At 55.0% G+C, this 16,784-nt stretch carries 5 protein-coding genes and 1 rRNA gene; 2 read left to right on the top strand and 4 right to left on the bottom strand.

Features of this window, described 5'->3' with window-relative positions:
- Window positions 1-542: 542 nt before the first annotated feature.
- The 3 genes from G536_RS0118130 to G536_RS0118120 all read right to left on the bottom strand — a co-directional run bounded on the left by G536_RS0118130 (window position 543) and on the right by G536_RS0118120 (window position 8,166).
- Complete coding sequence (locus tag G536_RS0118130; RefSeq protein ID WP_022825023.1) at window positions 543-863, bottom strand: DUF3861 domain-containing protein; 321 nt, start codon at window positions 861-863, stop codon at window positions 543-545.
- Window positions 864-1,106: 243 nt separating this feature from the next.
- Complete coding sequence (locus G536_RS30905; protein WP_022825022.1) at window positions 1,107-5,114, bottom strand: beta strand repeat-containing protein; 4,008 nt, start codon at window positions 5,112-5,114, stop codon at window positions 1,107-1,109.
- Between the two features lie 328 nt (window positions 5,115-5,442).
- On the bottom strand, window positions 5,443-8,166 hold the full coding sequence (locus G536_RS0118120) for a 4-alpha-glucanotransferase (protein WP_022825021.1): 2,724 nt from the start codon (window positions 8,164-8,166) through the stop codon (window positions 5,443-5,445).
- Between the two features lie 217 nt (window positions 8,167-8,383).
- On the opposite strand from G536_RS0118120, the gene G536_RS0118115 reads away from it, so the two are divergent.
- Both G536_RS0118115 and tamL read left to right on the top strand, forming a co-directional pair.
- The gene (locus G536_RS0118115; RefSeq protein WP_157530747.1) at window positions 8,384-13,579 is read left to right on the top strand and encodes a translocation/assembly module TamB domain-containing protein; all 5,196 of its coding nucleotides are present in this window, start codon (window positions 8,384-8,386) and stop codon (window positions 13,577-13,579) included.
- Between the two features lie 100 nt (window positions 13,580-13,679).
- A complete protein-coding gene (gene tamL / locus G536_RS0118110; RefSeq protein ID WP_071837767.1) occupies window positions 13,680-16,076 on the top strand; it encodes a translocation and assembly module lipoprotein TamL in 2,397 nt (798 codons plus the stop codon).
- A gap of 450 nt (window positions 16,077-16,526) precedes the next feature.
- Here the strand turns inward: tamL and rrf are convergent.
- Window positions 16,527-16,638: ribosomal RNA gene (gene rrf / locus G536_RS0118105) — 5S ribosomal RNA — on the bottom strand.
- Window positions 16,639-16,784 lie beyond the last annotated feature (146 nt).

Genomic DNA, 16,784 nt, shown 5'->3' with positions numbered 1-16,784 from the left:
TTTTGAACGAGGCAGCCCTTTGCTTACAACTATATAGCGTCTTCCAATACAATAGCGCAAAGCTATATTAGGTATTACTAAATTATATTCCTGTTGGATTTACTTATAGGATAATATTTTTTGTTAACTCATATATGTTTGCCTATCAACAACTTACTACACTATCCCACAATGACATAAGTAACTATGCCGTTATTCCCAATTATATAAAATCCTTGGCGCAAATTGGTAAAAGTCAATTATATCTAATAATAGACAAACTAATACACAGTAGGCTTTATATAATTTTATTAATCCTATAAAAAGTTAAAGGCCCTTTGACATGATATCAAAGGGCCTTAGAGCAAGTGCTACTTATTTAGTGACAAAAGCAATACGCTGTTAAAAAGCAATATTGATTTAATATTATTTATGCGGATAATATTATCATCTATCTAATGCATGTACGTGGGGCTATGATTTTAAAGCATGAATCTAAGTATCATATAATCAGGCTATTAAAATCAATAGTAAACCTTTGCCCCTGCTCAACACTCAAGAGGCTAATCTTCAATTTGTTCAGCTGAATTAGCCCCACTTTTGAGCTTCTTCATAAACGCGCTGAATGCTGGCCGGAACTCTGTGAACAACGGATGCTCCCGGTTCTTAAGCAGTACTTCACTGAATAGCTTCAGGCCGATAGCAAACTCTGAAGCTTGCCCCGGCGTGGCAAAAAGCTGACGCGCTTCCATGCGTTCAACAATCTGAAGAATGTCATCGTGGTTGTCGAAATCCAGCGTAAGAGGTGCGTGGATCGGTTGTTCGGGAGAGGCAGGCGCTAAGTGCTCTAAGCGAAGACGGTAGTGGTGGGCACGTTTGGCCATAGAGATGATGAGTTGAGAATGAAAATGAGTTACTCCCTTTGGCAAGCCTGATACGGTAGATACAGTGCTTGGCAGGAAAGATCTGTGGCAACTGTTGTCATCTCTAAAAAGCAGCAAAGCCGCAATTGGTTTAGGATTTACTGGAACCAAAGCTCCTTACATCCCAAACCAATTGCGGCTTCGCTGCTTTCCTATATATTGCTGCTCAGTGAATTAGCGAAATCACTTTGATCAGAGCAAGAGTTATTGCTTCACCAACCGCTGGGTGGTTTTCTGGCTACCGTTGAGCACTGTAACTATATAGTTGCCTTGCGGTAACTGGGCGGTAACCAGCGGATATATTTGGCCGGTAGTTACAGTAGCCGTCGATAGCACCCGACCGGTTAGGTCGGTTAAACGCACCTGCACGGTGCCAGTAGGTAGGCTGCGCAGATCCAGTGAGGTGTTGGCAGCGGTTGGGTTGGGGTAAACAGCAATAGCCGGGAGGGTGGTGGCGCTGCTGAAGCGAACTACTTGTACAGCACTCAGGCTGCTCGCCCCGTTGGTATCTACTTGTCGTAGACGGTAATACACTAGACTTGCAACGGTGGCTACTTGCTTGTCGATGAACTGGTAAGTGTGGCTTTGGGTGGTAGTACCTTGGCCGGCCACCGTACCAATTGCTTCAAAGCTGATACCGCTTAGGCTGCGTTCCACCACAAATTGGGCGTTATTTTTCTCGGAAGCCGTGGTCCAGCTCAACAACCCGTTGGTATTGTCAGCTACGGCGCTGAAGCGCGCCAACTCCACTGGCAGCGGCCGGTTCTGAAGCAAAGCGGTATTGCCCGAAAACTCTGAGGTATTGCCAACTACCAAGCTGTTTACAGTGTTGAGTGTGGTAGCGGTGGCCGTTAGGCGGGCGCCGCTGGCGGTAAGAGCGGCTTGCTGCGAGGCCGAAAGACTGGCAATAGAAACCGAGAATGTGAAGAGGGAAGTTGCTGTTTCGCTGCCTTGGTTTACGCCTGAAACCAGGCCGCTGTAGCCACCGGTCCGGGTGTCGCTGTCCTGCGCCGAGCCTTCAGTCCAGCTGGTCAGGTAAGTCTTGCCTTCCCCAAATCCATCGGCCTGCACGTCGGCCACAAACAGCTCTACCAACGAGCCGGCTGGCGCGTAGCCTGTAATAACTAGGTTGCCACCGTTGGTTACGGCCTGGCTGATAACCGGGAAGTTAAGCAAGCCATTAGCACCAGTATCGGCATCGGTATTATCGTTGCGGGTCAGGCCGTCGCCGGCTAGGCCCGTGGTGCCACTCGCCATCAGGTCGATGCCGTTGCCGGTGTTACCCGACATGCTGTTGCGGGTAATGCGGTTGCCGCTGGTGCCAGCTGCTGCTACTATGGCGTTGCTGGCGTTGCCGCTGAAGGTGTTCTGGCTGATCAAGTTGTTGTTGCCGCCGCCAATTACCAAGCCGGCATCTTCGGCGTTGGCGCCACCGCCGTTATTCCGGATAATGTTGCTGGAAATGGTGTTTTCGTTGTTGGCCTGGCCGCTTTCCAGTAGCACGCCAAAGCCGCTGTTGTTGGAGATGGTGTTGCCCAAAATCGTGTTGCGGGAAGCACCGGCCAGTACCAGTCCTTCGCCATTCACGGTGCCGGTGGCCACGCTGCCGTTCAGCACGTTGTTGGATACGGTTACGCCCGTGGCGCCGCTTTGCAGCCGTACGCCGGCCGTGGCATTGCCAGCCGTAGTCACCAAGTTCACAACTGAGCCCGAAGCGGCTGCCCCGCTGAACGTAACGCCGGCACCATCGGCTGTTACGGCGCTGGTGGTGGCCGTGCTGGTGCCGCGGGCGTTGTTGAGGCCCAGGTTTTCGAGGCGGGTAGTGCCGCCGGTTACGAGCAAGCCGGCCAGCGAGTTGAAGTTGATGACCACGTCGGCGCCAGTCGAGGTTTCGGCGGCGGCCGTTACATTGTCGCCGGTAATAGCGGTTTGGCGCGCACCGTCGATGGTGGTGTTGCTGTCAGTGATAGACAAAGCCGTGGCTGGGATGATGGTAAACACCTTGGTCAGCGTGTTGTAGCCGGTGGCGGCACCAATACGCAAGCCAGCAGGGGCATTCGTCAGGCGGCCGTCATTCAGCATGAAGATGGCTGCTTCCTGGCCGGCTATGGCGCCGGTGTACGCCTGGTTCAGGTTGCCGTTGGTGAGGTTGTTGGAGTTGGTAATAAACTGGCTCAACGAACCTTGGCCGCTACCATTGGCATTCACTACGGTATCGAAGTTGAAGCCGAAATCAACGCCTACCAGCGGACCGGAACCTGGGGTAGTAACGGTCGTCTGGGTTTGCACCGTGGTATTACCACTCTGAGATTCCACTGTAGTAAGCGTTTGGCTACCAGAGTTCTGGGCGGCATCAATTTGGCTGGGGTTCTCTCCTCCTACCCGGTTCACGTTACCGTTCAGAAACGTCTGTACGGGTAGCAAGCCAGCTACGCTGCCGGGGCGGTTGCTCATTACTGACGCGTTGACGACCCGCACGCGGTAGTTGGTGTTTGCCGATAGCGCAATACCATTCGCTCCGTTCACAAAGCTGTAGTTACCAGCTGCATCGGTAGTAGTAAAGCCCAAGTAAGCACCCGCTCCCGACGACGAATACAGTTCCACACGGGCCTGGAATACACCTTCGCCGTTGCTGGCGGCCTGCGAGCGGCCCGCGCCGCCACCGTAGTTCATGTCTTCAAATACGTTGCCCAGGATAGCGGTCTGGAAATACACAGGGCTTGGCGAAGCAACGTCGCCGTTTGGCGTGAGCGGCAAGGCAGCACTGTTCGTGGAAATGTCAATAGCCACTAGGTCGCCGGGCGGCAGAATCAGGCTACCATCGGTGGTTTGCAGGGCGTAGCCGGGGTTGGCCGCCGTACCCGCTGTGCTGGAAGCATAAGCTGTGTTGTTCTGGGCGGTGGTAGGTACTCCTCCGGTTGGGAAAACGACACGGGCTGTAAACGTAATTAGGGCGCTTTGACCGGCAGTCAGGGACTGAGTGCCGCTGAGCATATCGGCGTTGCCACCTTGGCCAGTGTAGCTGGCATTGGCTGCCAACGAGCCGCCAGTATTGGTTACTGTCAGCCCCGTAACGGTTAGGGAAGTAGAGGTAGGGAAAGTGGTATTGTTGGTGGCACCCCGCAGGAAGTCGCTCACCTGCACGTTGGTAGCGGTAACCGTACCTGTGTTCTGCACCCGAATGGCAAACGACACATCGTAGGTGGTGCCGCTTACTAAGTTTACGCCCGTTACTTCTTTCACCACATCAATACGCTGGCTGGGATTTACGCAGCTGGCACCGTCGGTTACACCAGCGTTGGGCACGTCGCCAATATCGGTAGCGGCACCCGTAGCAATGTTCACCGAGTAGAAGTCGCCTTCGTTGGAATATGCGAACATGTTCCCAACCAAGTCGAAGCTCACCGAGCCAAAGTTGGGGGCAGTAGTTGGAGCCGCTCCGATGCGGGTAACGCGGGCCCGACCGGGCGTGGTGGTGAAGTCGAACTTATATACCGAACCTGCGCTGTAGATGCCGTATAGTTGGTTGTCGGCGGGGTTGAATCCAATGTCGATGAAGCTGAAATCCTGGGTGCTGGCGGGGGCAACTACCGTGTTGGGGCTAGCCGTGGTGTAGAAGTCCATCGGCACCGTTACGGCGTTGAGCTTGGCCGCATCCGACGACTGATTCAGGTTCAGCCGGAACAGGTTGGTCTTGTTGCCGGCATTGGCTAGGTTCCGGGCCGTGGCGTAGTACTGCCCGTCCTTGTCGATAACCCCGGCTGCTAGCTGCGGGTACTGGGTGGGCACGGTACCGTTGATGGTAATGCGGCCAATATCCTGCACGCCCGTCTGGCCGATGCGGTAAAGGTGGATTTCGGGGTATGTGGCGCTGTTGTTTACCGGATACGTGAGGGCGTACAGGTAACCATCCAGTGAATTGTAAGCCAACGAGTTAATGACGAAGTCGGTAGTGGAAGATAACCCCAAGCCTGTGGCCAAATCCTGCACCAACGTAGTGGTATAGACGGTAGTGGTTGGGTCGGCGGCAGGCGCTACGTTGCGGTTAACCCGGAACAGCTGGGAGTGGAAGTTCGTGCCGATGGCTACCTGCCGGGTCTGATAGAAGGTACCGTCGCAGGAGAAGGCGGCACCAGGGACTTGGCCGAATGAGCGGCCAGCAATAGGCAGCAGAACCGCCAGCCAGAGTAAGGCACGTAATTGAAAACCCATGATTAAAATATTGATCGAAAAGTGTGCGCTAGGAAAAGCCACATTGGCCTAATAGTGCCACAAACCTAGCGTGCATCTGAGGGTAACGGACGAGCTTTTCGATCAACATAGTTCTATACGCGTCGAATAGTTCTATTTATGGGTCGATACTAGATTCAATATTGGAATTCATAATAGTGGCCTCAACAGACAAAAAAGGCATTTTTCGCGCTACGTAACTCAGTGTTCTTCTGGATTTATCCCATTTTGAGAAACAAAAAAGGCTCCACTTATACAGTGGAGCCTTTTGCTTGCGGAAACGTACTTTTAAGCACTTTAAGCTCAGATCTTACCGGCCGCTCCCACTTATAGTGTTTTTAACTTCATTGATAAATACTGCATTATCATTCAATGATTCCAAAGGCACATGCAAGCGGTATTTCCAGAAATGCTGTGGATTAGCAGGCACGTTTATTTGCTCGTCTTGCGGGTTGTTGCGCCGCAACTCCGGGCTAAGGGCCAGCAAATCTTGGAGCGGGAAAATGGCCCACATGGCCGGGGAGTGCAGGTGCTGCACCAGAATTTCGCGTATCACCCACGGCTCACAATAGTAAGGAGCCTGCTCGCCGTGGTGGCCTAGTATGGTTTCAAAGAACCGCTGCGTTATCTCGCGGTCCTCCTCCCACCAACCGCGCAAGGTGCTCATGTCGTGCGAGCCGGGGCTCACCACCGATAGGTACGGCGCGTCGTTGGGGTGACCGAACTCGGTGCGCGGGTTGGACGGCATGCGCTGGATGTTGAGGCCCAGGATGCCCAGCGCCTTCATCACACCCGGCACCGAATCAGGCACCATGCCTAAGTCTTCGCCGCAAATCAGCATGTTGGTGGCGTAGCGCACGGGTGGCAACTTCACGAGGCCCTGCTCTCGCCAGAAGCTTTCGTGGCGCTTGTAGAAGAAGTCAATGTAGATGTCGTCGTAGAGGCGGTGGCGCGAGGTTTCGTCCAGTTCGGCAAACGACGTGCTTTTGTTGAGGGTGATACGCGGGTGGTAGTGGTCGGGCCACAGGTCGTCGGGCACGAATAGCACCTCGTTGATAAGCTGATACAACCCGGTTTTCAGCCATTTGCAATGGTCGGCTAGGCTCGGCTCGGCGGCGCACTGCGCCTCCAGCACGGCTTCCACTTGCCGCTGGGTGCGCACATGCTCCTTCATGCGGATAGCGCCGTGGTTATCGGCCTCCATGAACTCATCGAACACTGCCTGGGCTTGGCCGTGGAAAATGCGCTCCACCATGTGCCATCGGATGTATGGCTCGCACAGGCGGCCGTGGTCGAACCAACCCAGGCGCTGCTTGATTTCGTGCTGATGCAGCGGCAGCGCCGGCGAGAAGTGCCCAAGTAAGCCCTCCACCGAGTGCCCCGGAATCTCCCAGATGCGGAAGAACCCCAGAATATGGTCGATGCGCAGGGCGTCGAAGTAGCGGGCCAGTTGGCCCATGCGCTGTTTCCACCAAGCGTAGCCGTCCTCGGCCATCCGCTCCCAGTTGTAGGTCGGGAAGCGCCAGTTTTGGCCGGTGGTCGAGAAATCGTCGGGCGGGGCGCCGGCCTGCTGATGCATGTGGTACAGTTCGGGCTGGGTCCAGGCATCCACGGAGTGCCGGTAGATACCAATAGGCAAGTCGCCTTTGAGCACCACGCCGTGCTGACGGGCGTAGGTTACCGCCTCGCGCAGCTGCTTGTCGAGGTGAAATTGGGTGAAGAAGTGCACACCAAACTCGTCGAAGTCGGCGGCCGTTTCCTGAGTGAGCTGCTCTACTAGCTCGGGGATGCGGTACTCTTCAGGCCACTGCTGGAAGTCGGCCGTACCGAACCGGTCACGGAGGGCCGAGAAGGCGGCGTAAGGAGCCAGCCACGCCTTTTGCTCTTCGTGGTACGCTTGGAACTCCGGGTCGGCGAGGAATGCCTTCTTCTCTTGCTGGTACAACTGCTTGATGAATTTCCACTTGGCGTTCATCATCGGCTCGTAGTCCACGAAGTCCAGGTCGTTCAGTTGCTCCCGCAGCGTTTCCAACTCCTGCTGAGCTGCCTTATCCTGAAGCGGGGCAACGGCCTCTAGGTTGAGGTACTGCGGGTGCAGCGCAAACACCGAAATGGCGGCATACGGGTACGAATCAACCCAAGTGTGGGTGGCTACGGTGTCGTTGATGGGTAGGATTTGCACCAGCTTCAGGCCAGTGCTTACCGCCCAATCTACTAGCAGCTTCAGGTCGGGGAATTCGCCTACGCCCAATCCGCGGTGGCTCCGCAACGCAAATACCGGCAGCGCTACGCCCGCGCCGCGCCAGTTGTTAGGGTAGCGGAACTTGTCGTCGGAGCGCACGCGCAGGGTTTTGGGGTCCTGCGCTGGAGGTAGCACCCGGTCGGCACCAGTTTCCAACAGCACGATTTTACGCTCCTGCGGATCCCATACGCCATACTTATATACGAGGGCGCGGTCGGGCTGCTCCAAGGCTACCTCGGCCGTCCAGGTGGACGCACCGGCATCGGCAAGCACTAAGGCTTTACGGCCATCCCAGGCGCCTAAAGCGGCATCCGACCCTAGCACGCACAGTTGCTGGCCGGGCTCTACGCGGGCCGCCAGCAGTTGAAACCGCACCACCGAATCGGCTATGCGGGCAGTGGGGGCGGGCTTGCCGGGCCGGGCGGGGCGGCGAAACAGGGCTTCGGTGAAGGCAGCCGTAAACAGTTCATTTTCAGGCTCGGCGGGGGCGCGCCAATAATCTTCCAGCACCAAGCGTTGAAATTGGCGAGCGTCGTAGGCTACCTTGCGGTTGGGGCCCCACTCCCACTGCGTCGAGTTGGCCGGGTCGTCAAGCAGGAGGTACTTATAGTCGATGGTACCCGGCTGGTCGTCGGGCACGCTGATTTCCTGGCTCCAAACGCCGGTATCTTGGTTGTAATCGAGTGGCAGGGCATGGTCGAGGCTCCAAGCACCCAAACTGGGTTCGGAACCACTAACCAACAGCCGCTGGCCCCAGGTGGTGCGGAAGGGCAAGGAAAAGCGCAGTATCATGGGACAGGATAGGGAAGATGAATTGATGACGAAAGATAGGGAGTACGGCTAATTAGCCGTACCCGGACATCGGCCGGTAGAGCTGCCACTACAGTTCAGCTTGCTTGAGCTACTACCACTTACCGGTCCTATCCAATCGGCCCCTAGTCCAACCCGTGGCCCGCTTTTCCCGTTTGGGTTGGATATAAAACCATAACTCTGCCTGATAATCAACACTGTGCCTACATACCTACGCCGTACTCTGTATGTTATTTTGGGGCTGGTTGGCTTCGTTCTATTGCTCGTAGTCGGGCTGGTAGTGGCGTTGCAATTCCCTTCTACGCAAGATTACGTGGCCCAGAAAGCGGCCGATTACTTGCAGGATAAAATCGGTACCGAAGTCCGGATTGGTAAGTTCCGCACCGATTTCAAGCATGCCCTCAACCTCGATGGCGTATATATCGAAGACCAGAAAGGCGATACGCTGTTGTCGGTAGGGCACTTAGGCGTTGATATCGACATCTGGGCGCTAACCAAGTCGGAAGTCAACCTAAAGACGCTGGAGCTGAATGACGGCCGGCTGGCTATCAGCCGCACCGAGCCCGACAGCATCAACAACTACGATTTCATCGTCAATGCCTTCACGGCCGGCGACACCACGACCACCACGCCCGCCGATACCACTGGGGCCGGTTTCAAGTACGACATCGGCGACCTGCGCCTCACTAATATCCATCTCACCTACAACGACCAGGTGGAAGGCCTCGACCTCCGCACTAAAGTAGGCGAGCTGGCCGTGACGATGGACGCCGTGGACGTGGACCAGTCTATCTATAAGGTAGACCAGGCCGCCTTGCGCAACACCAGCATCAGCATGGTGCAAAGCAAAACCGCCCCGCCCGACACCGCCGTTTCCGAGCCGCTCGACCTCACTTTTGGGCTCAATAAAGCGGTGCTCGATAACGTGAGCCTCACCTATAGGAATAGCCCCTCGGCGCAGTTCATCAGTACCCGCGTGGGCGAGGCCAACATCACCGCCGACAACATCGACCTGATTAATTCGCGGATTGATTTGAACACGTTGCAGCTCCGCAACACTAGCATTGCCTACGCCCAAAACGAAAACGTACCCACCGAGAAGCGCCTCGTGAACCCCGCCGAAGCGGTGCGCGACCTGAACGATGCCGTGGAAAAAGCCACCGGCGAGGAAGCCAGCTGGGTGGTGACACTGAAACGCTCCGACATCAGCGGCGTGGACGTGGCCTTCGACAACTTCGACGAGCCCAAGCAACGCACCCGCATTCCGGCCCTCGACTACAACCACCTCAAGTTCACGGACCTCGTTCTGAACCTGGAAAACCTGCGCTACTCCGAAAACAGCACCACCGGCCGCATCACGCAGCTGGCCGGCAAAGACCAGAGCGGCTTCCAGATTACCTCGGCCAAAGCCGACGTGGTATTCGACTCGGTGCAAACCCGGCTCACCAACCTGGATTTGATTACGCCGCATACCCGCATCCGCCAGACGCTGGGCATGCGCTACGCCAGCCTTGATGCGCTGTCGGACATGAAGCAGCTGCCGAACCTGGGCCTCGAAGGCGACTTCCGCAACGTGCGCATCGGCTTCCGCGACATTCTGTACCTAGCCCCCGATTTGGCTTCCACCCCACCCTTCACCACTGGCCCCAACCAATCGGTGCTGTTGAGTGGGCGCGTGAGCGGCCGGGTGGGCGACATGCGCATTCAGAACCTGGAGTTTGTGGGCTTCCGCAACACCATTGTGAAAGCCAGCGGCCGGATTCGGGGCTTACCCGAAACCGACCAGCGCCTCTACACCGACCTCAACATCCAGCAATTCACCACCACCGAAGCCGACATTCGGAGTCTGGTACCAAAGGGCACGATTCCCAACGAGTACCGGATTCCACCACGTATGACGGTGGCGGGTACGTTCAAGGGCCGCCCCACGGCTATGCTGTTCGACACCGATTTGCGGGCCACCACCAGCTTCGGCAACGTGGCAGCCAAGGTGGATTTGGGTTCGGGTCCGAAAGGGCAAGAACCCATTAACGCCAGCTTCAACGTGCAAGGGTTTGACGTGGGCAAGGTGCTGCGCGACCCCACCATCGGGCGTATTACGGCTACCGGTCGCCTCAACGGCCGCGGCGGCCTCGACCCTAATTTGCTGCGCGGCCAGTTGGTAGCCAACGTTAAAAGCGCCACCTATAACGGTTACACCTACCGCGGCATTACGGCCAACGTGGGTATTGATAGGAACCGCTACGTTATCGACGCCCGCAGCCGCCAAGACCCCAACCTGAACCTGGATTTGCTGGCCACCGTGAACCTGCGCAACGCCAACAACCCCAGCTACGAAGTGCAGCGCCTCAACTTACGCGGCGCCAACCTCACGGCCCTCGGCTTCTACACCGGCGGCGACTTGCGCGTGCAGGGCGACCTAACCGCCAATCTCAGCGGCGCCGACGCCAATACTATCAACGGTACGTTCTCGGGCCGCAACATCGTCATCGTGCGCGACAATCAGGTGATTCCTCTGGACTCGGTGAGTGGGCGCATTGTGCAGCGGCCCGGCCGCACCGAGGTGGCCTTCAACTCCAACGTGGCCGACTTCAACCTGCAAGGCAACACGCCGCTCGGCGACTTGGCCACCGTGTTGCAAGAGCACATCGACCGGTATTTCGATTTGCCGGATGTGCGCTACCGGCCTTCGTCGGTGTACCGGCAATTCACGTTCGATGCCAACGTGAAGAACACCCAGCTGATTCAGAAGCTGGTGCCCGACCTCAAGCAGCTCACGCCGTTCAAGCTCACCGGGGCCTTTGATAGCCGCGCTGCCGACCTGCACCTCAACACCCGCATCAAGCGCATCGTGTACATGGGCTTTGCCATGGACTCGCTGAAGTTCCGCATCAACTCCGACCCGCAGAAACTGGATTACGCTTTGGGTTTGCGGGAAATCAGCCAGGATACTACGCTCCGCATCCCGAACCCCACCTTGGCGGGCAGTATCCAGAACAACCAGATTGGTACCCGCCTGCGCATTGCCGAGTCGGATAGCGCCGAGCGGCTGAACATGGCCGGCGTGCTGCGCGTACTCCGCGGCGGCGACGCCTACGCTTTCAGCTTCGACCCCAAGTTGATGCTGGATCGTGTGGAATGGACCGTGGCCCCCGGCAACGAGCTGCGTTACACCACCGCCACTGGCGCCATCTTCGCCCAGAACGTGGACTTCCGCCGCAACAACCGGTTCCTGACTTTACAGACGCTGACTGGCGCGCAATACCCCTTGCAGGTGAGTATGGGCAACCTGGAAATCAACGGCCTGGCTCGCGCCGCTGGCATGCAGGATTCGTTGGTAGCCGGTACGCTCAACGGTCGCGCTGTAGCGTTCAGCCTAGGCCAGCCTAAGCAGGCCTTCACCGCCGACGCCGCCCTGACCGGCTTCGTGTACAACAAGTCGGTACTCGGCGACATCAACCTGAAAGCCACCAACCCCGTCCCCGACCGATACAACGTAGATGTGCGCCTCACCAACCAGCAGGGCATGGACGTGCAAGCCGTAGGCTACTACTTGGCCACGCCACCGAGCCCCATTGAGTTTGCCGTCAACGTGAACCGGTTCGACTTGAAAATTGCCGAGCCTTTCTCAGCTGGTCAGCTGCGCGAAACCACGGGCGGCATCACCGGTAACCTCACCGTGAACGGCACCGTCAGTGCCCCCCGCATCAACGGCGCCCTCACTACCACTGCTGATGCTGGCTTCACGGCTACCCAACTGGGCGCGCCGTTCCGGATGCAAAGCCAGTCCATCAACTTCGACAACCAGGGCCTGCGCTTCGACAACTTCACTATTCTCGATTCCTTGAATAACAAGGCGGTGGTGGATGGCCGGGTGTTCACGAAGAATTACGTGGATGATTATCGCTTCAACCTGAACGCTACCACCGAAAACTTCGTCGCTATCCAAAGTACCCAGCGTGACAACCCCTTGTTCTATGGCAGGCTCATTGTCGATTCGGATACGCGCATTACCGGCAACCTTGCGCTGCCTGTGCTCAACACCCGCGCCGTAGTAGTCGATGGGTCGGCCCTTACCGTGGTTACTCCCAACGATGAGGCAGGCCTAGTAGAGACGGATGGCATTGTAGAATGGGTTGACAAAAGCGCACCTATTGATACCATGCTGGCCCGCCAGCTAGCCACTGATACCGTCAAAACCGCTGAGGGGTACAACGTCACGGCCCGCATCACGGTAACCGACAAGAGCCAATTCACAGTAATCATCGACCCGCTTTCCGGTGATAACCTAAAAGTGCGCGCCAACGGCACGCTCAACACGAGCATCGATGCGGCCGGCTCTATCACACTGGCCGGTCGGCTTGAGGTAGCAGAGGGTAGCTACTATATGTCGCTCTATGATTTGGCTTCCCGTGAATTTGCCATCGGGCCGGGCAGCTACCTTGTTTGGAGCGGAGACCCCTACAATGCGCAACTCAGTATAGCAGCCATTTACAACGTGAAGGCGCCGCCAGCCGAACTGCTGGCAGCCCAAGGCCCCACTGACAACGACCCTCGTCTTCGCAACGCCACTCCTTTCCAGGTGTATCTGAACGTTACAGGGGAGCTTCTCAAGCCAACGATTGGTTTCGATATCAAGCTCCCGGAGAACAGCAACGCATATGGCCGCGACGAAATTGAGGCTCGCTTAGCTCAGTTGCGGCAGCCAAGCGAATCCTCCGAACTTAACAAGCAGGTTTTCTCGCTGCTCGTGCTAAACCGCTTCCTAGCAAGTGACCCCTTCCAGAGCAGTAGCGGCAACATAGTAGCCGAACAGTTGCGAGGCAGTGCCAGCCAGGTGCTTACCCAGCAGTTGAATAACCTCACGGGTAGCTACCTCTCCAACCTGGGGGTTGAATTAGGTGTGAATTCCACCGCCGATTTCTCGAGCGGGTCAGAGAAAACCCGCACCGACCTGAACGTGGCTGTTCGTCGGCAGCTTTTCAACGACCGGGTAAGCGTGCGTTTGGGTACAGATGTTCCGCTAGGTGGCGGAGCTAACCAAGCCTCCCAAGGACAGCAGGGCATTAGCAGTTTCGCTGGTGATGTGAGCATCGAGTATAACGTACTGGCGAATGGCCGCATCCGCCTGCGTGCCTTTCGCAACAACGCCTACGCCGACATTGATGGCCAGTATATCCGCAATGGTGTTTCTCTGATTTTCCAGCGCGACTATCAGAACTTGGCAGACTTGTTCAAAGGGATTGACAAACAAGTGAAGGAGGAAGTAAAGGAAACACGTCGGCGCGACCGGCGCGAACGGAAAGCCAACCCCGACTCTTCCAACGTCATCACCACTGCCCCCCGCCGAGACTCCCTCCGGACTGCTCAACGCGCCACTACTTCCGGCCGCTAGTTTGGTCGGCGGCGCTTTCCATTGCGCCGCAGCCAGTAGCCTTTTCTTAGAAGCTTAACGAAACCTCTTGCATATGCTCCCTAGTGCTCCTCGTCCAGTCATGAATAGTCTGGCTTATTTTTCCGCTTCCAAACCAAGAAGCTGGAAAAGTGAGTTCAGGCGTTGGACGGCTCTGGTTGTTCTACTAACGGCGGTATCCTGCTCCGGCACCAAGTATATTCCTGAGGGTTCAAAGCTCTACACTGGCAGCACTGTAAAGGTGAAGTCAGCCAGTCCGATTCCCAATGAAGGCCTTATCACCACCGAACTAGAAGGTGTTATTGCTCCCAAGCCCAATAGTTCCATTCTTGGACAGCGACCCAAGCTGTACTTTTGGCATTTGGGAGAGGGCAAAACCAAAGGGCTTGGCAAATGGATAGCCGATAAATACGGCGAGAAGCCTGTTCTGCTTAGTGAGGTTGACACTCAGCGAGTGAAAGGATTGATGGTAAACCGGCTCAACAACAACGGCTATTTCAAGCCAGTTGTGCATGCTAAGGTTGAAACTAAAGAGCAAACCGCTTCCGTCGATTACACTGCTACGGTCGGCAAGCCCTACACTATAAAGGAAGTACAGTTTCCAAGTCGTGATACGCTCGTTGACCGGGCCATTCAGGCCACTAAAGGTGGCACTTTGCTGAAAGTAGGCGACCCCTACAATCTGCAAACCCTCGTCAACGAACGGGTCCGCATTGATGGCGTTCTTAAAAATCAAGGATACTATTACTTCTCTCCCGACAATATTCTCTTCCAGGTTGATAGCACGCTCGACAATCAAGTAAACATCTATCTGAAAGTAAAGAACACTGTACTGGACCGGGCCGTGCGCCCCTATGTTCTGAACCGGGTCTCGCTCAACACCGATTATTCGCTTTCCGATACAGCATCGGCTGGTCGCCCTCCAATTCTATACAAAGGCTACCGCTATTTCCCCGATGAAGAAGTATTCAAGGCAAAAGCTATTACCAATGCCACTTTTCTATACCCGGATAGCCTCTATCGGCGCCGCCGCTCCGACCAGACCCTGAGCCGCCTCATGAGCCTAGGGACGTTCAAGTACGTCGACATTCGGTTTCGGCCGGCCCGCAACGTACCCGACTCTGCTGGCTACGGTCACTTGAACGCCATTGTGCGCATGACCCAAGTGCCAAAAAAATCGTTGCGCGCTGAGGTACAGATGAACACTTCAAACATCTTCACCGGACCATCCCTGGTGTTACAGTATCGAAACCGGTCGGCACTGCGCGGTGCCGAGCAACTATTGATAAATGCCAGGGCTTCCGTAGAAACTGGCCAAGGAGCATTGTCTGGCGTCACCTCAACACAATATGGCATCGATGCTCAGTTGCTCGTTCCACGCCTAATTACGCCGCCGTTTGATATCCGCCTACGCAACTCCGACTTTCAGCCCCGTACTTTCTTTGAAGCCGGTTACAAGTACGTGTTGCGGACCAAGTACTTTCAACAAGACGTATTTAATCTAGGTTACGGGTATAGCTGGAAAACAAGGGTCACCAATGAGCAACGCTTACAGCCTATCGACTTGCAGTATGTTAGGCTAAGCAAACAAGAGCAGGTCTTCACGGATCTATTGGCGGAGAGGCCCTTTCTGGCAAACAGCTTCCGGCAACAGTTCATCTTAGGCAGCAGCTACCAGTACACATATAATCAACAATCACTAGAGCAACGCCGCAACCAGTTCTATTTCAGTGGGGGACTTGACCTATCTGGGAACCTAGCCCATCTAATCCAGAGCCTGACAGGTTCATCAAAAACCGAAAACGGCGCTTATGCATTGTTTGGGCAAGAGTACTCGCAGTACACCAAAGTTGATTTAGAACTACGCAACTACTACCGGATTTCAGCCAACCCAACCAGCGGCAATAAAATTGCGACTCGCTTGCTTGTTGGAGTAGGCTTGCCATATCAAAACTCCAATGTTCTACCTTATCTCAAACAGTACGGCATTGGTGGACCTAATAGTGTGCGTGCCTTCAACGCCCGTGGTATAGGCCCAGGAACTTACCGCACCACTCAAGCGCAGCGAGCCTCTAACAGCGGCTTCTATGACCAGGTTGGCGATATTCGCTTAGAAGCCAACGTAGAGTATCGTCAGGACCTCTTTCCGTATGTAAAAGGTGCCTTATTCATGGATGCTGGTAACATCTGGCTAGTAAATGCTGACCCTAGCCGTGCTACCTATGACTCCAACGGTAATCCTGATGGTCAGAATGGCCAGTTTCAATTCAACACCTTTCTAAAGCAAATGGCAGTAGGTGCCGGTGCCGGCTTGCGTATAGATGTACAGTTCTTTGTCATTCGCTTAGACGCTGCATACCCGCTAGTTTATCCCTATGATAACACAGTTGTTACTACACCAACCAACGATATAATTCCTGCGAATAACACAGGCTACAAAGCCATCAAGTTGAATATTGCCATTGGGTACCCTTTCTAAAAGTTATACAAGAGAAGGGTAGTACTGCTTGTCATAGGAAACACTTCATACAAAACACTTAGTAGAGGTTCGCAAATAAGAATCCTTCATATTTGCATTTCCAATAACAGAATATACTTAAAATAGAAAAGCCGAAGATCCAGCTAAATAGCTGGATCTTCGGCTTTTCTATTTAATGCTAATAGAACATAATAAAGAGGAAAAGTTTCATGTTCTAATAAGTAAAAAATATTCTTATATAGACATAATGCAGTAAAGCAGCAGCTAAATGGATCTTCTTAGGCGAAGGAATATCCTTGATTGTGAGAATAAGTCACAGTTAATAAGATATACATTCATTCATATTCCCTTTTCACTAGATGTATACAGCGCCTATAGTTCCGGGTAAGCTATAAAACAACACCGCCCCTCAACGGCGCGGGGCCGGAGGGGCGGTGTGGGGTACAGTAAGGTTGGCGGCGACCGACTCTCCCACCGATGAAGGCAGTACCATAGGCGCTCCGGGGCTTAACGACTCTGTTCGGAATGGGAAGAGGTGAACACCCGGGCTAAAGCCACCATTACTGGTGTCGCAGTTCGTGTTCCGAAACTGCGTCATGTTGTTGACACAAGGCCAAGAAAGAAAACCAGCGGTACAGCGTGCGTTGTTGGTAGAAGCGTTCGGGTCATTAGTACGGGTCAGCTGTGCGATTTCGCGCTCTACACTTC

It is taken from the genome of Hymenobacter norwichensis DSM 15439, assembly GCF_000420705.1.
Lineage (GTDB): Bacteria > Bacteroidota > Bacteroidia > Cytophagales > Hymenobacteraceae > Hymenobacter > Hymenobacter norwichensis.
The sequence above is the reverse complement of the archived record's forward strand: the minus strand, read 5'-3'. Positions and strand labels throughout refer to the sequence as shown.